This window comes from Pseudoalteromonas sp. GCY (genome assembly GCF_016695175.1).
In the GTDB taxonomy this organism is placed as follows: Bacteria; Pseudomonadota; Gammaproteobacteria; order Enterobacterales; family Alteromonadaceae; genus Pseudoalteromonas.
Window position 1 is genome coordinate 909,228 of sequence record NZ_CP068022.1, and the last position, 21,937, is coordinate 931,164.

At 39.9% G+C, this 21,937-nt stretch carries 16 protein-coding genes and 2 pseudogenes; 11 read left to right on the forward strand and 7 right to left on the reverse strand.

Translation table 11 applies throughout. The annotated features are described in order from the left end of the window. The first annotated feature begins 345 nt into the window (after positions 1-345). Together JJQ94_RS03575 and JJQ94_RS03580 are read left to right on the forward strand one after the other, a co-directional pair. Entirely contained in the window at positions 346-831 is a 486-nt protein-coding gene (locus JJQ94_RS03575; protein ID WP_099031937.1) for a hypothetical protein, read from the forward strand. Further along, positions 824-1,270 (forward strand): hypothetical protein, encoded by a 447-nt coding sequence (locus tag JJQ94_RS03580; protein ID WP_099031938.1) that lies wholly within the window; start codon positions 824-826, stop codon positions 1,268-1,270. Before JJQ94_RS03575 ends, JJQ94_RS03580 begins: the two co-directional genes overlap by 8 nt. 289 nt (positions 1,271-1,559) lie before the next feature. Here JJQ94_RS03580 and JJQ94_RS03585 read toward each other — a convergent pair whose 3' ends face one another. The 3 genes from JJQ94_RS03585 to JJQ94_RS03595 form a co-directional block, all read right to left on the reverse strand. After that, the gene (locus JJQ94_RS03585) at positions 1,560-2,726 is read right to left on the reverse strand and encodes a DUF1624 domain-containing protein (protein ID WP_099031939.1); all 1,167 of its coding nucleotides are present in this window, start codon (positions 2,724-2,726) and stop codon (positions 1,560-1,562) included. Between the two features lie 117 nt (positions 2,727-2,843). Then, on the reverse strand, positions 2,844-4,955 hold the full coding sequence (locus JJQ94_RS03590; RefSeq protein ID WP_099031940.1) for a TonB-dependent siderophore receptor: 2,112 nt from the start codon (positions 4,953-4,955) through the stop codon (positions 2,844-2,846). A gap of 669 nt (positions 4,956-5,624) precedes the next feature. Further along, a complete protein-coding gene (locus tag JJQ94_RS03595) occupies positions 5,625-6,401 on the reverse strand; it encodes a complement resistance protein TraT (RefSeq protein ID WP_099031941.1) in 777 nt (258 codons plus the stop codon). A gap of 157 nt (positions 6,402-6,558) precedes the next feature. On the opposite strand from JJQ94_RS03595, the gene JJQ94_RS03600 reads away from it, so the two are divergent. The 5 genes from JJQ94_RS03600 (at position 6,559) to JJQ94_RS03620 (ending at position 12,786) form a co-directional block, all read left to right on the forward strand. Further along, the gene (locus JJQ94_RS03600) at positions 6,559-9,246 is read left to right on the forward strand and encodes a PKD domain-containing protein (protein WP_201435414.1); all 2,688 of its coding nucleotides are present in this window, start codon (positions 6,559-6,561) and stop codon (positions 9,244-9,246) included. Continuing rightward, a complete protein-coding gene (locus JJQ94_RS03605) occupies positions 9,168-9,647 on the forward strand; it encodes a hypothetical protein (RefSeq protein ID WP_201435415.1) in 480 nt (159 codons plus the stop codon). Before JJQ94_RS03600 ends, JJQ94_RS03605 begins: the two co-directional genes overlap by 79 nt. Beyond that, entirely contained in the window at positions 9,644-10,282 is a 639-nt protein-coding gene (locus tag JJQ94_RS03610; RefSeq protein WP_201435416.1) for a hypothetical protein, read from the forward strand. The genes JJQ94_RS03605 and JJQ94_RS03610 overlap by 4 nt, the downstream gene beginning before the upstream one ends. 790 nt (positions 10,283-11,072) lie before the next feature. After that, positions 11,073-12,113 (forward strand): GmrSD restriction endonuclease domain-containing protein, encoded by a 1,041-nt coding sequence (locus JJQ94_RS03615; protein WP_099031943.1) that lies wholly within the window; start codon positions 11,073-11,075, stop codon positions 12,111-12,113. Beyond that, on the forward strand, positions 12,106-12,786 hold the full coding sequence (locus JJQ94_RS03620) for a hypothetical protein (protein WP_036973829.1): 681 nt from the start codon (positions 12,106-12,108) through the stop codon (positions 12,784-12,786). Before JJQ94_RS03615 ends, JJQ94_RS03620 begins: the two co-directional genes overlap by 8 nt. Before the next feature lie 458 nt (positions 12,787-13,244). On the opposite strand, the gene JJQ94_RS03625 is transcribed toward JJQ94_RS03620, so the two are convergent. Beyond that, a protein-coding gene (locus JJQ94_RS03625) for an IS3 family transposase (RefSeq protein ID WP_201435417.1) occupies positions 13,245-14,425 on the reverse strand; the annotation gives its coding sequence in 2 pieces (ribosomal slippage) (positions 13,245-14,167 and positions 14,167-14,425; 1,182 coding nt in all). Between the two features lie 77 nt (positions 14,426-14,502). Between JJQ94_RS03625 and JJQ94_RS03630 the strand changes: the two are divergent. The 4 genes and pseudogenes from JJQ94_RS03630 to JJQ94_RS03645 form a co-directional block, all read left to right on the forward strand. Then, positions 14,503-14,832, forward strand: a pseudogene (locus tag JJQ94_RS03630) (tyrosine-type recombinase/integrase); the annotation flags it as partial. Between the two features lie 380 nt (positions 14,833-15,212). Beyond that, a pseudogene (locus tag JJQ94_RS03635) lies at positions 15,213-16,046 on the forward strand (tyrosine-type recombinase/integrase). Further along, positions 16,043-17,131: an IS91 family transposase gene (locus JJQ94_RS03640; RefSeq protein ID WP_099032018.1), complete on the forward strand. Its 1,089-nt coding sequence runs from the start codon at positions 16,043-16,045 to the stop codon at positions 17,129-17,131. Before JJQ94_RS03635 ends, JJQ94_RS03640 begins: the two are co-directional and overlap by 4 nt. A 335-nt stretch (positions 17,132-17,466) precedes the next feature. Then, entirely contained in the window at positions 17,467-17,931 is a 465-nt protein-coding gene (locus JJQ94_RS03645) for a hypothetical protein (RefSeq protein WP_099032017.1), read from the forward strand. A 447-nt stretch (positions 17,932-18,378) separates the two neighbouring features. Here JJQ94_RS03645 and JJQ94_RS03650 read toward each other — a convergent pair whose 3' ends face one another. The 3 genes from JJQ94_RS03650 to JJQ94_RS03660 form a co-directional block, all read right to left on the reverse strand. Beyond that, positions 18,379-19,125: an autoinducer binding domain-containing protein gene (locus JJQ94_RS03650; protein ID WP_099032015.1), complete on the reverse strand. Its 747-nt coding sequence runs from the start codon at positions 19,123-19,125 to the stop codon at positions 18,379-18,381. Positions 19,126-19,135: 10 nt separating this feature from the next. Further along, positions 19,136-20,374 (reverse strand): class I SAM-dependent methyltransferase, encoded by a 1,239-nt coding sequence (locus JJQ94_RS03655; protein ID WP_099032014.1) that lies wholly within the window; start codon positions 20,372-20,374, stop codon positions 19,136-19,138. 567 nt (positions 20,375-20,941) lie between these two features. Next, a complete protein-coding gene (locus tag JJQ94_RS03660; RefSeq protein WP_099032013.1) occupies positions 20,942-21,928 on the reverse strand; it encodes a Calx-beta domain-containing protein in 987 nt (328 codons plus the stop codon). Positions 21,929-21,937: the final 9 nt, after the last annotated feature.

Below are 21,937 nucleotides of genomic sequence, written 5' to 3' on the forward strand. Positions count from 1 at the left end.
GAAAACACACTACGAAGAGATAAATGCAAATGTCCTTCTTGTTCCAAAGACGTATACATATGTCGTTATTCTGGTTGTGATAATTATGTTACGGGTGGCGAATATTATGATGACGAATTTTGTGTGTTTTGCACTGAAGATTTTGCTAAATCAGGGGCTCTCTTGCGAAAGGTGCTGCAGCTCTAGCTATTGGATTAGTAGTTAAAGATAAGATGAAATATAAATGAGCTATAGCAAGCAAATTAATCAGGACAAAAAAGTTGCAAGCTTGCCGCTCCGTGTCAGTTTAGCCTATTATTTGGGAGCTAGCACACAAGCGTATATATTTGAATTTTGAGGTATAAAGTGGAAGAAAGTAGCAACATTTTAGACTTTATATCAGGTTTAGGAGCAGTGGGCTCCGTTTTAGGTGCAGGCATCGCTTGGCTTCAGTATCGAAAAGCTAGAAATAGTGCTGATGAAGCATCTAAAATCGAGATCCGCCTCATGGATGTTATGAGGCAAAAAGACTTGGTAAAAGAAGTAGAGAAGATCAAAGCCCTAGTTAAAAAGCTAGGGCGGTATGTTAGGCGCGGTCAGAATATCAGTCGACAAGGGCTTTCGATCGAAGACGATCTTGCAGAAGTTACCGATTTTAGAAATGACTTTAAGGGGTCATTTAAGCATTCTGAAAAGTTTAAAATAGAACTTGATGAAATATTCAATTTGCTTACAAAAATAGACTTTAAGAACGCTGAAGAGAGAGAAAGAATTGAGGCAATTAGTAGCCTAATTGAACACCTAAATACCATAGCAGTAACTATTGACCACGAGGCGAACAAAAATGACTAATGACCTACAACTACTGGCCCTCTACGAAAATAGAAAACTAATGATTACCATGAACTATCGCATTCATGGTGACGTTTGTGGATTTAGTCCATCCTATGTTTATGCGATAGCAAATGATTTGTACCCATTTTTTCAATCAGTACATATACCAGAAGAAAATCTGATAGACCCTTACTATGACTGCTACCGAATTTCAGAAAATGATATTAGTGAAGTCCTTAACTACATAGATGAAGAGTGGCTTGAAGACCGTTTATATAACTTTTATGAGCTAGAAACCCACTTTGATGGGCGAGGTGAGAGAGGAAAATTGATTACAATTTTACGTTATGCGTACTTGGATGAGCGGTTTGATGAAGTTCTTTGGTCAAAAATGATGGAGTGGGCACCTTCAGAAGCAAAATCTATTGTGCGTGATTTGGCTGAGTGGGAAATTTAGGTCACCAGCTGGACACCTATCACTATTTGCATTAATGCTGAAAAATTTAGCTTAAGAAGTATCAAAACACTTAAATCACTGAGTAGTAATACAAATCAATGATACCCACTCATATTTGTATCTATACTGGAAAAGTGAGGTTAAAAAGCATAATAAATCAAACACATAAATAAAAGACCCCCACAATAATTTACATCTATATTATGGTGGGTGTCTTCCATTCGCTTACCAGCTCTGCCAACCAAAGGTTTTCATTTTAAAAACAAAAACTTAAACAGTATTTTGATATTTAAAAATACTTTACCCATCGCGCTGATGTTTTCCGTTTATAACCTGCAAACCATTTACATAATGGGTATAAAAGCACGCTTAAAAACATTGCGAATAGCCATATCTGCCAAACATAATAAAAGCCAAAATATGCTGTTTGACTGCTACCATAGTGCTGATTCGCACCAAATAGCCATTGTGCCAATATACTAAGAACAAGTAGCGCGTATAGGTGCGTAATGTAGAAAAACATCGGCGCTGACCCTAATACTCGAACCGGCTCTAATACTCTGAGCGCATTAGTCTCTAAAAACGCTAATACGAATGCACCAACTCCCAAGGTAAGTAAAATAAAATCGAGAGACGGCGGATATTTAGTAAAGTTAAAAAAGTCCATTGTGGTGAGAAGTGTTGTTGCCTGTTGAGACCAATCAAGTGTTTCTCCGTATAGATTTAATCCTCTTAAAACCAGTAACCCGACTAATAGCGCTGCTCCGCTTTGCAATAAAATGGTTTTACGTGCTTGCGATGACACTGAGCCTGAAAATAAAGGCCCTACCGCATAGCCACACAAGATAACGCCAATCCAAGGTAAAACCGGATAAGACGCTTTTACGTTAACTACAGCATCTGCTACTAAATAACCTCGGTCATGCAGAATAGTCCAAACGGTATAACCTATTTCATTCGGTGCAAACTCGATGGGCGACAATAAATTATGACCAGCCACAATACTTACACCCAATATTACTATCACGCTGCGAGGTAAAGCGACCATCAGTGCCAATAACACCATACTGACGCCAATTGCCCAAATAACTTGCAAGTACAGTGTTTGATACGCGCCAAACCAAGAAAAATTAACCAGTGTCATTTCAAGTAAAATTAAAAATAGGCCACGCTTTAAAAGAAATGACTGGGCCGATCGCTTCGCACCGTTCGCGGGGTTTTCATACAACCAAGCCGATAAACCTGTCAAAAAGACAAAAATAGGCGCACAAAAATGGGCACTTAAACGGGTAAAATACAACTCTGGACTCGTGGTATGAATGTCCATTGGATCAAGAACTGGTACATGCAAGAAAAACCGCTCTCTCACATGGTCAACCAACATAAATAACATCACGATGCCACGCAGTATATCGATAGAAGACAACCGTGTTTTACTGTTTTGAAGATTATTCATTACACTCTTTCTCGTGTTAAAAACGAAAAAACAGTCCAAGTAAAATGACTCAGACTGTTACTCTCTCGACAAGCAGAAGACTTAAAATATGCTAAGACTTTACGCTCGTATTAGGGATCAAAACTGATACTTCACACTTGCGCTGTATGTTGTAGGTGATCCCGGCATGGTCCATAGTTTGTGATAGGAGTTTTCAAAATAAGTCTTATCAAACAGGTTGTTGATGTCTAGTTTCACACTTACCTTGTCATTTAATTCGACCGAGGCCGATAAATTAACTAGCGTATAGGATGGCAAAATGAAGTTTGCGTCTGTTGTTTCGCCTAGACGATCACCCACATAATTCACAGTTGCCCCAAGATAGGATTCTTTTCCTAAAAAAGTGGTGTAATGCTTTAGTGAAACATGACCAATATGATCTGCAATATTGATCAAGCGTGAGCCTTTGGGAATAGGCACGCCCCAGTCTGCATTAATCAAATCATTTGCGGTTTTTGCGTCGGTATAAGCATAAGCAAGCGCGAGCACAGTCTCGTCGGTTAATTCAGTCGTTAATTGAAATTCAATACCTTGGCTTTCTACTTCGCCCAAGGTTGCTGATAAGCCGGTGTCAGGTTCAGCGGTAAGCATATTGGTTTTTTGCGCATCAAAAAGTGCAATGCTACCCGAGAAACGATCCGCAACACCTTGCCATTTAGCGCCAATCTCAAATGATTTAGTTTCCTCTGGTTCAAACGCATTACGATCAGAATCTAAACCTGGGTTTGGCCTAAACCCTTCTGCGTAACTTGCGTACAGATTAACTTTGTCATTCGCGTTATAAATAAAACCCAAGCGTGGCGTAAACTCGGTTTGCTCTTGGCTTTGCGCTTCATCACTACGAAGGTTAAGAATGTCTTGCTCAAATTTATCAACACGGACACCCACTAATACTTTCGATTTTTCGGTCAGTTCGATCAAGTTTTGAGCATAAATACCAAGACCTTTTTGGTTTTCTTCGGTCAACGTTTTTAATACAGGTTCTGGTTGTGTTTGCGTGTAGTCTGGGTTATTTGGGTTAATGCTATAGGTGGTATCGCCCGACCCCCATGCCGTACGCCATACTTTATAATCAGTATCAATGTCAAAATTATAGTGATCAACGCCCACTAGAATGTTGTGCTTTACACTACCTAATTCAATTTCACCACTGAGTTCAATACGCGCAGAAACATCCAAAGCCTGGTAGTCTCGAGCACGTCTTTGACGAGAAAGTAGGCTCGCGTCTGTGTATATCAGCTGTCGACCATCTGATAATTCGGTATCTGAAGATACACCTTCAAATGAAGAATCTCGATAAGCAAACCCGGTGAGTATGTGCCAATCATCGCTTACCTTATGATTTAACACTAACTGATGACCTAAGGCTTCAACTTGGTGCGCACCATCACGAATATCACCGTAAAAAGCGTCCGTGTTAACGTCATCAAAGTCATAATTTAGAATATACACACCTCTATCCAACGGCTTTTTCTGATCGAGTACTTCCATTTCATAGCTCAGACTCGTGTCATCAGAAATATTCCACAGTATCGACGGCGATAAGTGCAAGCTATTGATTGAAACATGGCTCCTATGTGTGTCTGAATCTTCATATGCGCCATTTAGTCGATAAGCAGTTTCTTTGGTAGCTGAGTTTGTGTAATCAAATTCAAACTGTTTTTTACTGTAATTACCAAACGTTGCTTGAATATAACCTTGCTCTTCGAACTGAGGCTTTTTGGTAATGATATTGATAGTGCCACCGGGCTCCCCTTGCCCATATAACGCAGAGCCTGGACCTTTCATGACTTCAATGCTTTCGATATTGGCTGTACTTCTATTGCCGTTGTAGCCTCGAGAATTAAAACCATTGACAAGATAACCTGATGGATTATTTTCATCACCCGAGAAACCACGGATAGCAAAGCTATCAAACATGCCTCCAGAGTTATTTTGCCTAACAACACTCGGTGTGAGTTCTAACGCTTCCATAAAGCGAGTAATACTTTCGCTTTCAAGCAGTTCTGAACTAATGGTATCGACTGCTTGAGGCGTTTGAACTAAAGGTACATTACCACGATAGGGCTGCCGAAACTGTTTAACCTCTATACGTTCGATTTCCCCGTTTGGGCTATGATTTGAAGCTGATTCTTGCGCAGAGGTGCCATTAGCCACCAAAATGAGTGAGAGAAGTAATTTTTTGTTCACTGGTATCTCTATTTTCTGGAATTTATATTTTGATACAATATAACATACCACCACATGTTATTGTTATTTAATAAATTGTCAATTGACGCTTTTTTTGTGTATTTGGTCGAAAGCTCTCACTTGCTTGAGCGCGCAGCACTGACACTTGGTAGTATTTTCCTCATGCTATTTGTGCTGTTACAAGGCGGGAATGTTTACGGTAAAACGGTGGCATGGTGACACTTTAGCTCAGTGATACCGAAAGCAAGGTCAGTATTTAATGTGACGAAGTGCCCACCATCACTTCACTTTATTCTCATCACATTCGCTGCAATGAATTTAAGCTTAGCTATGCTAGAAAGGCTACGCAAAAACGTAACCCGTACACCAAGAGAATAGGCTCGGTTCCCAGCACACCTTTATTTTCTGCATTTGTACGCGCTACTTTTACGTTACACACTAGCCAAATTATTAGGCACAAATCATGGGGAATATTTAAGCGTTGACCACTTTGATTGGGGTATTGTATTGGCCTACAAAATGAATTAACCACTATAAACATGCTAATCCATCACCTTGGTTGCAGTATTTGTAAAAAGCGACCGATAACAGTTAAAAATAGCTGGAAATATAGTATTGCCGCCTCACATCCATGCTAATACTATATTTCCATTATTACCGCACACCTTGCTACAACAGACCCGAAATAGAATTTACTAAACCTTGGACTAGCTTAGGTCGAGCCTCAACGAATTCTAGATTTACTTTATTCGCTGTAGAAACGATCCGTGTTTGATACTTTTTACGGTCGGTCACCTCGTTTGAAGTCACCGATTTATAACCTGAGTTACCTTGCTTTAGTTTAGCTCTATTACCTTCTTGTACTTCGACACCCGATTTCGCGCGCTCAGAAACCTGTAAGTCAGTAACAATATTAAAATAAACGTCTTCCACCATTGCATCAGCAACAAAGCCCGCAGCTGCGCCAAGCAAGCCAGCAGCAGCTTGTCCTCGACCACTACCAAACTGAACACCAACAATAGCACCCGCTACAGCCCCACCATAGCCTTGGGCTAAAATTCCTCGATTTTCATCAGCGGTTGTTCTGCCTGCTTTGAGAATATTCGCTTGGATCCAAAAGTGCGCTGCATCTGGGTCATTAACAACCTTGTAGCCTTTTGACAGTAATGCAGTTTGTATCTCGTTAGCGATGACCAAATCCTGCTTATCCGATGTGTTTCTGAGTTGCAAAAACACTGTGCGCTTGTCCTGACTGACTGGATCTAGAAATATAGAGTCGCTCATTTTAGTTTCAACTCTTAAATCTCGCTTTTTCACCGCAGTGTGCATCGCATTACACCCAGCCAGCTGCACTAACAGAAAGAGCAAACAAAGCAGTAAAGGCAAATTCCAAACGCCTGATATAGATTTTCCTGTAGATTGTTGTGATATAGTGCCGTGTTCCATGTCCATAACCCTTTTAATTTTATTAACACCTAGTTAATTTATTCAATGAACCGATACTGAACAAGGTGGAAATTTCGACCCTGTCTCATGCTGTTTTTTTCACGCATTCTTATTTTTTCAAAGCAACTTGCTCTCGCTCAAATACATAAGGATGGTTATGGATCTGCATAAATACATTCCTCTACGCACAACCCTAATTACGTTGTTAACAGGCGCTTTAGTCGCATGTGGTGGGGACTCAGATAACGATATAAATAAACCAACGAACAGCCTACCGATTGCTCAAGCAGGAGAAAATCAAACGGTCGATGAAAAGGCAACCGTCACATTACATGGTAGTGGCACAGATAACGATGGGGTGATTAAAAGCTACCAGTGGCAGCAACTTTCAGGCCCCCCAGTTTTGCTATCGGACCAAAGCAACGCAATTTCCTCATTTGTGGCTCCAGATGTCACAGAAAACGAGGAGTTAAGCTTCGAATTAACAGTTATTGATGATGAAGGAGGAAGTGCTACTGATCAGGTAGTTGTCACCGTAAACAACCTGAACAACATAACGATTCAATTGCAAGTACCTCAGAGCATCGCGAAAGGATCGTGGGCACAATTAAAAGCAGATATATCGAGTGCCGTTGAAATTGACAGCATCGTATGGGAAGAATCAACAGATATAGAGCTTAACATTGATAACGATAAACCTGATTTTGCTTCACTAAAAATCCCTGAAGACTACACTGGAGATAACCTTGAGCTTACGGTCACTGTCTCAGATAAATCAGGCTACTCTACCTCTGCAAGCGCCAATGTAGAAGTTGCTGAAGCAATAGATTTTGTTGACTACACAGGTGACCATGATGAGCAACCGCTTGAAGATGCTGAAGTCATCGCTACATTAGACCCGAGCAGCGAATTGAAGCCGGCAACAAGAGCCGTTGACGGTTACACAACCTTCATCGTTGATGGCCAATCGGGAGTAGAAATTACCCCAGAGATGGGTAGGCTCACACTCACCGCAGGTGCGTTAAGCGACATACAAGTCGGTGATATTATAGTCGGTGTCACCACTGATGGCGACACCGGTTTTATGCGTGAGGTTCTTGATATTAATGGTAATATTTTAACTACCTCGCAAGCACCATTACACAAAGCTTTTCCAGATGCAGACGTTAAACTAGACCTTGTTATCACGAACCAAGCAGCGACACTTAATCAGTCGATTTCAACTGCTAATAATACGGTACAGTCGAGTGTAGATGTTCCTATCTTAACGTTCTCAAGAACACTGCAACAAAAACTAAGCCCTGAAGTCACGTCTGTTGTAGAACTAAAGATGAACTCAAGCGCTCAGATAGGAATAGAGTTTTCAATTATTCGTGGTGAGGTAACTCACTTTTCTACAATTGCTCAAGCAGATTACCTCACTAATACTTATCTAAAAGCGAACTACAGTTACAAAGGAGGCCTGAACAAAAGCAAGGTATTCAATCCCATTATTAACAAAAATGTTAAGCTATTCGTGGGGCCTATTCCTTTATTTTTAAACGTCAAATTACACCCACAACTTGGCGCTAATGTTATTGTTGCTGGTAAAGCAAATTTAAAGATGGGTATTAGTGCATCAGGAAACTATAGAACCGGATTCAAATATCAAAACGAAAAACTGAGCCCAGTTCACAGCTTTGTGCCTGTCATATCTCAAATTGGACCTGAATACCAACTATCAGGTGAAACATCAGCAAAAGTAAAAGCAGAGCTACAGTTTATGCTTTCTGCTTACGAGTTGTCTGTACCATTACCATTTGGGAATAAGATAGAGTTAGATGGCCCTGGAGCAGGGTTAGCAATGGGCCCATATGCAAAATATGCTGCTAAAGCAAACTACAAAAGCGCAGATCATGAGCCAAATTGTAAACTTGAACTCTCAGTAGGATTAGGAGTTAATGCCAACCTAGATTACGGCTTTGTAGGCGATATTCTTGGGCTGACAAGTAAAGCTAAGAAGAAAAAGATTCCTCTTTATGATTTGGAGCAACCAATTTGGGGCTCTGAAGTATGCCCATTTGAGACTCAATTCAATACGCTTACAGGTGCTATCTCCGACGTTGACGGTAGCCCCATATCAGACGCTGATGTGTCACTCACAAACGTAAGCACTGGGCTTTCTCAACAATTATCATCCGATACCAGTGGCGCCTTTAGTTCTCCACCACTCGCAGTTGGTGATTATCATGTGATCGCTTCTAAATCGGGTTTTCAACCAGAGCGCATTACAATCACTGTTACCGAGGACACCAACCAACCAGTTCAATTAATTCTGCTCAGTGGTGAGCCCGTAGATGGTAGCAACCCAATTGACGACAACCTAGGCAACCCGCGCAAGCAGGCTCGTGTCACAGGAGACCCAAACTTACGTACGTTTGACGGCTTAAACTATGGATTTAATGGCGTTGGTGAGTATATCTTAGCCAAGTCCAATATCGACACTTTTGAGATTCAGGGCCGTTATGTCGCAGTCCCTGGCAATCAACACGTGTCTTTCAATGCCGCTGTCGCCGCAAATGTCGCAGGAACAAGAGTCACCTTTTACCCCAATGATGAAGGCCTTGCCGTGCTTATTGATGGTCAATTACAAACATTGAATAACGGTGCTAGTGAGCTTTCTAATCAAGCAAGTATCTTTAAACAAAATAATCGTCATTACGAAATAACTTGGCCAGACACCTCATTACTAAAAGTGTATCGGCGGGTGAGTTTGTCGAGACAGAAGTGCTTTTACCAAACTCTCGTGCAGGCAGCGTTAATGGGTTACTTGGATACTTTGATGGCAACGTCGACAATGACTTAACGGATGCTAACGGCAATCAAATTGAAGACAAAGGTAACTTCAATCAACTTTATGATATTTACGGCAATAGTTGGCGTGTAACATCCGAATCCTCTTTGTTCGACTACTTCAATGATGAGACCCCTGAAAACTTCGTTGACCTTAACTTTCCACGAACATTGTTAACTCAAGCGAGGTTAGAGGCACAAATTGGTAGTGCGGAATATCAACGGGTTAAAGAATTGTGCCAAAAGTATGTAAGCATAAAAAGCAGGCTTGAAGCATGTATCATAGATGTTGCTTTAACAGGAAACGAAAGCGATTTAAGCGCTTATCGCGCAATTTCGGAGCCAACATCTGAGTTAACATTAAAAGTTCCACCACAAATCACAATATTGTCTCCAAACCTGGCGCAATTTTGAGTAGTAACATCTTAATAGAAGGCAAGATTGAAACAGTTCAATCAAGTATCGCCAAATTATTTATTTCTATAAATGGAGAAGCTAAAAGAGACATTAGCTTTGCGCTTAATAGTGGCAGTTTCGCACTCACTCAACCAGCGGAGTCTTTTGTTCAAGGTGAAAACAACATTATACTCTATGCGACAGATAGTCAGGGGAGCCGAGCAAATTCAATTATTGGTTTTACGTTTGACAGTAACGTCGCACCTGCAGCTGGTGGAGATTTAATCGTATTCAATGATGTCAATATTCTAGATGATGAGCGGATTTACAAAGCTGATAACACGCAATTTGCGAAAAACCTAGCCAGTTTTTCAGGAAACAGCCTCCGTGCCCAAGGTTCTAAAATAGTCCTAGATCGATCTCATGATTCTCGCTGCAGTTGGTCATGCCAATCTATTAATTACCTGTACAGTACTTGGGAAGATTTAGGCTTTGAAGTTATTACATATCAGTCTCTAGAAGATTGGGATCTTGATGACCCACAAATAAAACTTATCGTACTCTGGACTCCACTTAACTCATATTCTCCGGATGAAGTCAGTCGCTTAAAAACAATTTGCTGCACAGGGGGGAAGAATTGTATTTGTCGGTGAGCACGAGCTGTTCTATGGGCTAAAAGGCATTGAAGTTGAAAACAACTTCCTTATCAGTATGGGGGCATTTATGCGTAACATTGGAAAGATGTATACGGCGGCGACCATTATTTTGATGTCAGTGAAGATAACCAACATCAAACAGTTCAGAATGTAGAAACTTTAGTGTTCAACAGAGTATCACTACTCTCTCTCGGTCCAAACGACTACCCCTTGGTGAAAAGTGCCGATGGTTAGACGTAATCGCAGGAGTTGCACGTATTGATATCAATAATCAACCCAATGAACGCCAACAATATTACTTATGCTACACCAGAGTAATAAGCCCAAAAACCCGCCATCACCTATCGTAAGTGATCGCTCAACAAACTAAAAATAAAGCAGGCCCACTCATGCACAATTTGATGAGTGGGCCATAAAATCTAGCCCTAGTCGATTTAATTAGAGACCACAGCTAGACCACCTGACGTTAATAAACCAGATTAACAGGGCTAAATTAAACCTGGCTGTTGTATGTGTGTCAAAAAGCGGACGCTTGGTACTAACTCGCATTTGCCCCATTGTGTGCTAGTACACTTTTTCTTTGCACTTTATGAATGCTTTTTCTAATCGTTGTGGTGTCTTGTGATGTGAGAGTTTACAAGAATATCGACGTGAGCTTAGCCCTCAGTCCTCCATGAATTGTTAGATAGTGTTTCTAGTCACCATTCACTAACCTATTGACTAATATCGACTAAAATATGAGTTGTTGTTACACTGGAATAAACTTAGATAGCTCACTGGAGAACACATGAAAGATTATATGAATCAACTCGATCAAGAGACTAGGAAAGTAGATTTTGATTCATTTGATATATCTGTTAAAGAGTTGATTTCTATGGCGAATGAATCAATTATCAACATTGCTCCTGAGTACCAAAGGCAATTTCGTTGGCCTGAAGATAACCAGTCTAAACTTGTAGAATCTGTTTTATTGGGAATACCTATTCCTAACTTGTTCATGGCTGCAAATAGAGATGGATCTTGGGAGTTAATAGATGGCGTACAAAGGCTTAACTCATTGATTCATTTTTGTGGGACCCCAGAGCAAATAGAACGTTTTGGACTGGATAAGCCTCTTAAACTTAAGGGGCTAGATATCCTGTCTGAGTTCAATGGAGCAACGTTTAATGATCTGCCTCATTCACTTCGTTTGAAGTTCAGTTTACGTCCGCTTAAGGTAACAACACTAAGCGATAAAAGTGATCTAAAAGTACGATTCGACCTCTTTGAGAGATTGAATACTGGTGGAATCAAATTAACTCCTCAAGAAATTCGAGCTTGTGTATTTAGAGGGCAATTTAATGATTTTATCATTGAACTTGCAAAAAATGATGACTTCAACAAAGTTGTTAATGTGTCATCAACTAAAGCGAAAGACGGTACCAGAGAAGAGCTTGTTTTGAAGTTTTTGGCCTACAAAACAAAACGTGATGATTTCAAACACAGTGTAGAGATATTTCTAAATGACTTTATGGCCGATGCATCGATACATTTTAACTATAAGAAGTATAGAGAGCTGTTTGAAAAAACATTTGAATCACTAAGAGCTGTCTTACCTAATGGAATTAAACGCGGCAATAAAGGAAGTACACCACAAGTGCTTTTTGAAGCCATTGCTATTGGAGCTGCCGATGCAATTGAAGAAGGAGTTGATATTAGCGGATCAAATGTAGCCAATTGGATTGATGATGAAGAGTTACGCCGCTTGACAACAGGAGCCACAAACTCAGGGCCTCGCTTACGCGAAAGAGTCGAGTATTGTCGAGTTAGGTTTGTAGATAATGTTTAATGATATTGATGCTGGTGTTATGAATCGCTTGAGGCAACTAGATTCAATACTAGAGTATTTGTCAGATGAGGCACTGACTGAAGAAACTAAAAATTCAGACTTCTATCGTGCTCAGAAAGGCTTGGTGTTTGTTGCAATGTATGCAGCACTTGAGTTCGCAATTACACAATCAGTCACACGAGCATTAGAAGTTATTGGGCAAGAAGAAGCTCCAGCTAATCATTTTAAAAGTGCGGTATTGTGCTCGCTGTTTGATTCTCATTTTAAAGCTCTTCGAGAGTGCGGAGCCTCCAAAGTGTGGGAAAATCGTCATAAACTTGTTCTCGCAGTAACAAGTGATACTGAAGTGACTAATGTTGACAGTTCTGTTTTTCCATCAGGTGGCTCAATGAATATTTCTATTAAACAGCTAGAGAACGTGTGGAATTTTTTTGATTTAGAACGCTCACCACTGCCAGAAGGTGTGCAGCACTTTGTCTTAACCGAAGTCAAGGATCACCGTAACGCGATAGCTCATGGTAGAGAGACCGCAATTACTATAGGGCGAAGGTTTAACGTTACGCAGTTAGATAATAAAGCACGCAGTATAAAGCTTTTATGTCTTCACATTACTTCTTCGTTTGCCTCCTATTGTGCTGAAAAACGATATTTTGTTGCGGATACTGTGGCATAAAAAGCAACTGCTTTGCCATACCAGTAGTTATTCATGGATTGCTAATGCTCGATTTTTCGAAATTCATTTCTTTCCAAATCCTAATCAGTAATACATCCACTATCCTCATAGTGACTTTTAAATAGGAGGTCACTATGAAACCAGAACTAAACCACAATGCTACTGGTGTGAAACGTCCTTCAAGCTTGAAGAGATTTGGCGTATTCGCACTCTAATTGAAATTCAAAACAACTTGATGCAATTAGCTTTACTGAATTTGGCTATAGATAGCAAGCTAAGATCATGTGACTTACTCTCTTTAAAAGTTCGAGACGTTGCTACTCTTGATCAAGTATTTGAAAGGGTTCAATTAACGCAGAAGAAAACAGGGATCGAAGTTCAATTTGAGATAACTCCGAGAACACAACAAAGTATTATCCATTGGGTTCAAGAAGTTAAGTTGCAACCCAGTGTAGTGGTCAACTAATTTTGGCCACAGTTTTAGAATCTTGGTATCTAACCTCAGATTCATTTGGCGCTAAACCAGCATTATAATGATGAGGCCTAACGTTGTTATAATATCCGTTGATATAATCACTCACACCATATTTAGCATCTTTAAAGTTTTCGTATCCAACCTTTGGCATCCACTCCGTTTTAAAGCTTCTAAAAAATCGCTCCATTGGCGCATTATCCCAACAATTTCCGCGCCTGCTCATACTTTGTGTAATTTTATAGCGCCATAAACGTTGGCGGTACTTCAAGCTTGTATAATGGCTTCCTTGGTCTGAGTGAAACATCAATCCACTTGGTTTACCTCTGCTTTCATACGCGAGTTCAAGCGCTTTTAGCGTTAAGTTAGTATCTGGCGACAACGACATTGCCCAACCAACGACTTTACGTGCAAATAAATCAACAACGACCGCTAAATAGGCCCAGCGATTGCCTGTCCAAATATACGTCACATCACCGCACCACACCGTATTCGGCTCAACAACATCAAACTGCCTATCTAGCAAATTTGGGATTTCAAGATGCTCATTACCACCCCTTTTATATTGATGTTGTGGTACTTGGCAGCTCTCTAGTTTTAGTTTAACCATTAGCTTAGCGGCGCGATAACGGCTTAATTCAAAATCGTTATTCGTTGCGATTGCTGCGATTGTCCGTGCCCCAGCTGAACCGCCGCTCATTGCATGTATGGCTTTAACTTCAGCTTCTAGCCTTATTTGCTCTGGTGTTGGCGTTGTATCCCGTATGGCCCAATATTTATAGCTGCTGCGATGCACATTGAATACGCTACACAACACGCTAATTGGGTAACGCTCTCGTTGATTTAATTTCTCAATTAACGAGAATTGTTCAGGGAGTCTGACATCAAGAGAGCGGTAGCCTTTTTTAATATATCCTTTTCTAATTCAATACGTTGGATTTGCTTTTTAAGTTCGCGGATTTCAATTTGTTCGGGTGTCATTGGTGAAGCTAATGGGGACTGGCCATTCCGTTCTTGCTTTAATTGAGTTACCCACTTACTTACAGTTGATTTACCAACCCCCATAGCTTTGGCTGCATCTTCTTGCGTGTAGCCTTGATCAACTACAAGCTGAGCTGTTTCTAATTTGATTGCAGCAGAATACGTTGCGCGTTTTAATTTCGTCATTTTTTCACCCAAATTTGTATGCAAATAGCATAACATTTCTTTCTTAATGGGTGGCCAAATTAACTATGCCACTACACAGTGATTATTTGTTTCGGAGTATACGTCGCTCTAATCAACCAATAAGCTATTCATATTACAGTTCTATCATCAGGAGCTGGGCTGAGCAATTAGGACTTGATTCTGGCCTTTATGGAACTCACTCAATGCGAAGAACCAAAGCGACTTTGGTTTATGCTCGAAGCAAAAATATACGTGCCGTTCAGTTACTACTTGGTCATACAAAAATTGATAACACCATCAGATATTTGGGTATAGAGATTGAAGACGCCATTAAAAATCGAGAGAAACCTATTGTTGATTTAACGCAGGCAGTATTCTTATGCTGCCTTTGCCCCAAAACGAGCTAATGTAAATGCTCTAAAGACGGCTTTGAGCGTTCAAGAATAGTTCTTAATGAATACCTTCAAGTAAGTATAGAGTCTAAAATGTAATTTAAAATAAGGAGAGCGAGTTTTCATTTTCAATCTCTCGCATAGTCAAGAAAACGACCCAATCACTCGTTTTTATCCTGAGGTAAAAGCGAGAACTCCTAAATTTTAATTAAACTGGCGATTAGTTAACAAGTTTGTTAAAAATAATCTAATAAGAAATACGAGCTAAGCTGTGATAGAAAAACGCGCGATTAGCTCGCTATAAACATGTTGAACTAAGCCGCTACGCGGAGATCCTACTCTCACCAACTGAGCCACACTTACCTTGGGGTTATCCCATAACTTGGAGGTAAGTCATGAACCCACTCATAGAACAAGTTAAAACAGAAATAGCCTACCGAGGGTATTCGCAACGTACATGTAAAAGTTACTGTGAGCATCTACTTAAACTGAGTCACTATTTCAAGAAACCACTCGATTCCATTACCGATGACGAACTGAATATCTTTTTTAATGATCCGGCTATTCGTAAGCTCTCTAGAGCAAGCCAAAAAGTACAAATAAATAGTATTTGGTTTTTGTTTAAGCATATTTTACATCGACCGCTGAACCTAGATATCGCATTACCAAAAGCAAAGACTCGCGCACCAACCTATTTATCTCGAGATGATATTCGGCGGCTGATAGAAAACTGTATGGATATGCGATTAAAAACGTTAATTGTGGTTTGCTATGGCTGTGGTTTACGTATTGGTGAGCTTTTACATATTAAAGTGCAAGACATTGATGGACAGCGAAAAACCATTTTGATTGAACAAGGTAAAGGAGATAAGTCACGCTATGTAGTGGCCTCCGATAGTGTACTCAACCAATTACGCAGTTACTGGAAAATGTATCACCCAAGGGAGTGGATGTTTTACTCACGATGATTAATGGATAAACCCATGTCAGCATCAAGCTTCAGGAGACCATTACGTGAACATGCACAACATTGTGGTTTAGTGCGCTGTAATCCACATGCACTACGCCATGCTTATGCAACACATCAACTTGAATCAGGCATGCCGTTGCATCAACTTCAACATCAGCTTGGACACAGTGATATTAAAACCACGCAAAGCTACTTACATTGGTTACCCGAATTGGGGCATGGCGGTGTTGATTTACTCGCAAGTTGGGTTAAACCATGAGCACTTTACATCTCGCTGATATTTTAAATTCAAGCCTTGGGCATTATCGGCAACACCATACAATGAGCTATCAGCAGCTACGCGTCTGCCAGCATCTTCAATCATGCAGAACGGGTCAGCTCGGTTATCAAACGTGGCAGTGCGATAACTGCGGTGAGTCACAGCAGATTGGGTGTAGCTGCCGAGACCGCCATTGTCCACGGTGTCAAGGAATGGCAACGGCAAGGTGGATACAAAAGCAGCAAGAGAACTTATTGCCATGCCGCTATTTCCACCTTGTCTTTACGCTTCCTCATGAACTTAATATAATTGCTCACTATAATCCAAGTACCTTATACCAGTGTTTATTCAAGGCAGCATGGCAAACCCTGAGTAAATTTGCCAACCGAAAAGGGCATGGCCAATTAGGAATGACTAGCGTCTTGCATACTTGGGGGCAAAATTTAAGTCAGCACATTCACTTACACTGTTTAATCCCAGCAGGTACGCTCAATAAGATTCAATGGAATGAGACAGAAAAAGGCTATTTATATCCCGTTAAAGCGTTATCAACGGTCTTTAGAGGAAAAATGCTAGCGGCGCTTAGTGATTTTAATACTTCACTCGTGAAGATAAACACGCCAACAAAGTGGTGCGTGTATAGCAAGGCCTGTTTAGCTTACAGTGAAAAGCTAGTAAGTTACCTAGCAAGGTATACCCGAAAAGGCGTAATGTCTGAATCACGTTTAGTGACAGCGAATGCACAGTCGGTGAGCTTCAAATACCGAGATTACGCAGATGATAATCGTGATAAAGTGATGACACTGAGTAATGATGAATTCTTACGGCGTTATTTGCAGCATGTACTACCGAAAGGATTTATGCGTATTCGGCATTACGGTTTTTTAGCCAATGCATGTCGCAAGCGAAAGTTAGCATTAATAAAGTCACAAGAATCACACACAGGTAAAGTGGAGAAGGCAAAGACAGAAAACGTGACACTGATACCGCGTTGGCCTTGTCAGCATTGTAAGGCAGGTATCTTGCGGCTAATTGGCGTATTCAAGTTAGATGCAACACCGACCAAAGTAGAACGAACGAGTTAGCAGCTCGATAGCTGCTCAAAATCAATTAGTTAACCTGCTTAATTGCTCAGGCTAGCGGCCTTTGTACGCGTAAAAAATATAATTGCTTATTAAGGCAGATTTAGGTGTAATGAAGACATAATAAGCGCTGAGCGATGCAGGGAAAGCTTACATAACACTAGCTAAACTGATTACACTAGCTAGGAAAGTGAGAGCCTCTAAAAAGCAAATTCCTATAGCATAAACAACACCAACTCTGTCACACCGAGCAGGTAGCAGCTCAGTCCAACAAGCGATTATGCAACACAAACTGCGTGTCGCATAAATACTAAAATGTTAGGCTACAAGGAGAAGTAATGAAAAATGCTGCAATTGGTAAATTTCTTTTAGTCTCAAGTTTGATTCTTTTTATATCAAGCTGCGCTTCTCCCGAGCTTCGCTTTGTCTACAAAAATGTGGAAGGGAAAACTGTTAAGAATATTTCAGAAAAATACCTCGTCGATAACAATTTTACCGTTCAGACGTCTGAGGTCAAAAATTACAAAGTATTTGGTAAATCGGAAGTAAGGAAAACGACTAACTTTTTCGGATCTGAAATCTTGGAATGGGAGGAGATAACTATCATTGCACAGGAACTTCCATTTCAAACTCCCGAAGTAAAACTACTTGTCCAAATTCAAGTATGGCGACAGCCACCTATAGGAAATAAAGAACTAGTGGAATCAATTTCTAATAGCAGGCGTCTTGAAGGTGAGCAAGCTCTAGCGGAACTCGACTCTTTGATACGTCAAGCAATTAATGAGATAAAAAATAATGAATGATGTGCGAAAACTAATAACGTTAGTTGTACTTGGAATTTGGGCGATAACTTTAGTTATTGTATTAATTCTAATTGTAACTCAACAAGTTGGATTAGAGGGAGGTTTGCAACTTCTTGCCCAGTTCAGTGGCGTAACTTCCGGTTTTGTAGGAATCATAATTGGCTACTATTTCACAAAAGATAAGTAGCCTAACAAGCCAATTAAGCACGGGATTGCTAAAGCTTGGCTTAGTTCAGCTCCTCTACACAGTTTAGCCAAGCATTATCAGCCCCTTATTGGGGCGTTACGAATGACAGTAGTTGGCACACAACTGCCCTTCGTCTCAACACGTTTTTGTCCAAAAATAAGTTAGCATTAATATCCACTCCTCGCTCAGAGGAGCCTGCCATATTGAAGACAAACTCGTCCGTTAGTACGATAAGTCAGATATGAAATACTAGCGTTAAATCAACTAAAGTAGTGCCCTAGCGAATAGAGCAATTTGTCTTTTGGCACATTTCCATGCTTTTTTCTAAACTTATCAATTACTTTTGCAGCGTAGCGATAGGTTATTCCAATATGATCTTCAATTTGCTTCATCGGTTTCCCCGAAACCAAGTATCGCATCACTTGACGCTCTGTATCGCTCATTTTTATATAATTGTCGTATAACTCGGCAACTAAGTTTGGATCTGAGAAGATTTTGCTGTTCAACGCCGAGCAAAATAATCCGATTTGTTCTTCATTTTCCTGTACCAGATGATTAAAGTCTTTATCACTTAAATTGCTATACAAAGTAACACAAGCGTAGCCTCTGTGGTCGCACATGAGAGGGACGACAAAACCGTTATTGAGACCAAATTCGTTTTTTGCATGGGTCAAGGTAGCAACTTGTAACTCTGTGGGGTTGAAACCATGTAGGTCCCGCCACCAGTTTATTGGATCTCGATGACCGGCAAGTATTTTAGCTACGAAGATATCTGTCTCAGGCTTAAAAATTTCATTTTCCTGATAGTACTTTAAATAATCGAGAGGGGCGTTTTCGGTGGCTAGTATGATAGGCATTTGGTTCAAGTGTTTAACAAATTCATGGCTTGGCAAAAAACCATAAATTGCGCTATCAAATCCGATATGTGATATGGCACGATAAAAACTTGCAGTGTATTCTGCTTGATTCGAAGCATTCAACAAATCGACTAGATCTTGATAGCGCATTTTTATTTTCCTACTTTTTAGCTACGATTAAATTCATTGCACCATGAAAGTGAGTGCAGTCTCGGTTTGTTACAGACAGTCCAGCTTGTTCTAGCCAACCTTCAATTTTATCTAAAGTATAAAACGAATGTTGGTATTGTGTGACAAATTGTAAATTCAATCTCTTAAAGTCTGCAACAGCAGGATTGCCACTAAATTGCGATTCATACAGCTCAATCATCATTTCCATGTGAGATTTTGTCATGTTTTCATTGGGGTTTGCGATAATTAACAGGCCACCCGGAGCAAGTAAGTTATAGCAGTGTTTAAAAACTAAAGAAGGATTATCCATCGCATAAACACTGTTTATTAATGTAATCACGTCGTATTGATGTGTATTTACAAATTCTTCGAGTTGCACATGAAATGCTTGAAACCGCTGTGGTTCTTTAAGTCTCTGCAGATTGGCGTTGGCTTTTTGCACCATATCAAGAGATGTATCGACGCCGTGATAAGTAGAAACCTCACCATTAACAAAAGCGGCTAAGTTTCCATTTCCACATCCAGCATCCAGTACAACTCCTGACAACAGCGGAGCAATTGTATTATAAAGTTCAACCTGTGGTGGAGTAATAATAGAGTCAAATGCACTACTATATTCATCCCAATGAGATTTATTCATAATTTCCCTTTTAATTATACTATCACTCTTATTAAAGCAAGATGATAAGTTTCGATTTAGGAAGCGAAGGCCCCTTTGCTTTATTTCTTTCGTTTCAACAACTAGAGCAGATATTTTTCTATCAACCCCAATATCATAGTTGCAATCACTTTTAATCAGTATAGCGTTAAATAACTTTTTATAAAAATCAACATTCCCTCTCAGGATAAAAAACAACCGCTCATAACCCATCTGTTGTGCTTTATCTAATAACAGGCCATAAACGACTCTGGTAATTGCGACATCTTTACTCGATATACTAAGCTGGCCTACAACTGCATCCTTTTTAGGGTCAAAGTCATCGCTTAATGATGCCCTTACTTCTTTCCAAACATCTTCATCTTCATACGCACTGCTCAGTCCAAAAGTAGCTATTGGATTATGTGGAACTTGGCTTATATCACTAAGTAGGTATAGAGAAATACCTTTACCTAAGATTTTATCTTTAGTAACTCTGATAGCTGGAAAGTTTTCCACATAGTTTTCTTTCAACGTTTTAACTGCGACATCAATATTATTTAAATTACACGCTTCTATTTTAAAAGACATAGTAAATTCCTCTCATTCTGTTTTTAAAGGAGAGGTAAAATCTGTCTGCAGCCAGAGTTCACCTTACATCAGGCGTTTGCTTGTTTGCCCGATAGACATAAGGTTAAGGCGATAATGGCAGATGCCAGAGGCCGATATTTGGAAAATTCACAAACCAATAAGCTATTTAATATCAATTAGTTAATGGATTAGGAAAGAAATAGGAAATAGATTGGAAGTAAAGAAAGATGCTACTTGTAGCACTTGATATAAAAGGATCTCAAATTAGCTCTGTATTTTTACAAACGTCAGTTACAGACAACCCTCTGCCAGCTCTTTAGTCAGCAATCGTTTTGTTTGAAAGTTTTACAGGTAAATATTGTAGTTCGATGTAATGGTTGAACTTAAACACCGTAAACCAAAGACTCGCAGTATTTGAGGGTGCTTCAATGAGCTATTGCTAACTCATCGAATAATGAACAAAAGTTCTCTCGATTTTCACTTCTGTTGATGGGGAGTATGCAGCAGCGCTGAGTGCGCTGCCCATTGGCTTAGTTGAAAGTTAGCCCAATAAATAAGCAACTCAGATTAGATAACACTACCATTGTTATTTGCTTTCACTTCAAGCTTTACTACCTCACCTAACTCCTCGAGCCACTTAGGCGAGTTAGAAACTCTGGAACTCAAGTAGTCAAGTAACTGAGCTTTCATCACAGTTGTTGCTTCATATTGAGTATGAAACTGTTGTTTTTTCAGCGCTTCAAGGTGGGAATCCAATGCATTTCTCAAAACATTAGGGTCCAAATCTAAAGCGTCATTAAAAAGAACAATGTATTTTTCTCTCGCTCTTTGAATATTATCTTGAGTATTACGGTAATTCTTGACCAAGTTCGCCTTTGGATTTTCTTTGGTTGACAGATAGTTACCAAGGATCTCAAGCTGTTTCAAATCATTCGAAAGGTCCGCTGCAAGAGCTGAAAGGTTACTTACCAAAAGGCTGCTTTTTTCCACTAAGTCTTTGTTTACTCCAGCTTCGACAATCATCACGATATGTGACGGCTGCCCTTTCACATTTTTCAGCTTAATGTAAAACATTTCATTGTTTTCATAGACATCGGAGTCAGGAATAATAGGAATATTTATTGATTTTTGCACTTCACCAGGCTGGAACTGTAAAGCAATATCAAGGGCTCGATAGTCCTCAGCTGCTTTTGCAGTACCATCTTCTGTTATCAACTCTATCTGTTGTACTAAATCAATGCCTGTTGTTCGATGAAGAGTAACTTCCACAACGGCATTAGACTCTTGAACTTCAGTCTTCACACCAGAAAAAGTAATATTTTCATATTCTTTAGGAAAAAAATATGGATAAGATAGCGCTGCCAATGTTGATAAACAAAGTACCCAACTAAAGGAAGTGACAAACGAAAAATGCCAACGCGCAAACAGTAATGGCTGAGCACAAACACTACACTTGTTGGCATATGATTTAGTAAATAACTTATGCGCCCGAGCATTGCTGCAGTGTTCTATATTGTTGCAATAATATTGTGCTTTTATTGGTTTAATCGACATCTACATTAC

Bases quoted from the DNA above. Each gene is read 5' to 3' on its own strand.
- JJQ94_RS03580 (WP_099031938.1), top strand. From the start codon at position 824: ATGACTAATGACCTACAACTACTGGCCCTCTACGAAAATAGAAAACTA.
- JJQ94_RS03585 (WP_099031939.1), bottom strand. From the start codon at position 2,726: ATGAATAATCTTCAAAACAGTAAAACACGGTTGTCTTCTATCGATATA.
- JJQ94_RS03595 (WP_099031941.1), bottom strand. From the start codon at position 6,401: ATGGAACACGGCACTATATCACAACAATCTACAGGAAAATCTATATCA.
- JJQ94_RS03600 (WP_201435414.1), top strand. From the start codon at position 6,559: ATGGATCTGCATAAATACATTCCTCTACGCACAACCCTAATTACGTTG.
- JJQ94_RS03615 (WP_099031943.1), top strand. From the start codon at position 11,073: ATGAAAGATTATATGAATCAACTCGATCAAGAGACTAGGAAAGTAGAT.
- JJQ94_RS03620 (WP_036973829.1), top strand. From the start codon at position 12,106: ATGTTTAATGATATTGATGCTGGTGTTATGAATCGCTTGAGGCAACTA.
- JJQ94_RS03640 (WP_099032018.1), top strand. From the start codon at position 16,043: ATGAGCACTTTACATCTCGCTGATATTTTAAATTCAAGCCTTGGGCAT.
- JJQ94_RS03645 (WP_099032017.1), top strand. From the start codon at position 17,467: ATGAAAAATGCTGCAATTGGTAAATTTCTTTTAGTCTCAAGTTTGATT.
- JJQ94_RS03650 (WP_099032015.1), bottom strand. From the start codon at position 19,125: ATGCGCTATCAAGATCTAGTCGATTTGTTGAATGCTTCGAATCAAGCA.
- JJQ94_RS03655 (WP_099032014.1), bottom strand. From the start codon at position 20,374: ATGTCTTTTAAAATAGAAGCGTGTAATTTAAATAATATTGATGTCGCA.
- JJQ94_RS03660 (WP_099032013.1), bottom strand. From the start codon at position 21,928: ATGTCGATTAAACCAATAAAAGCACAATATTATTGCAACAATATAGAA.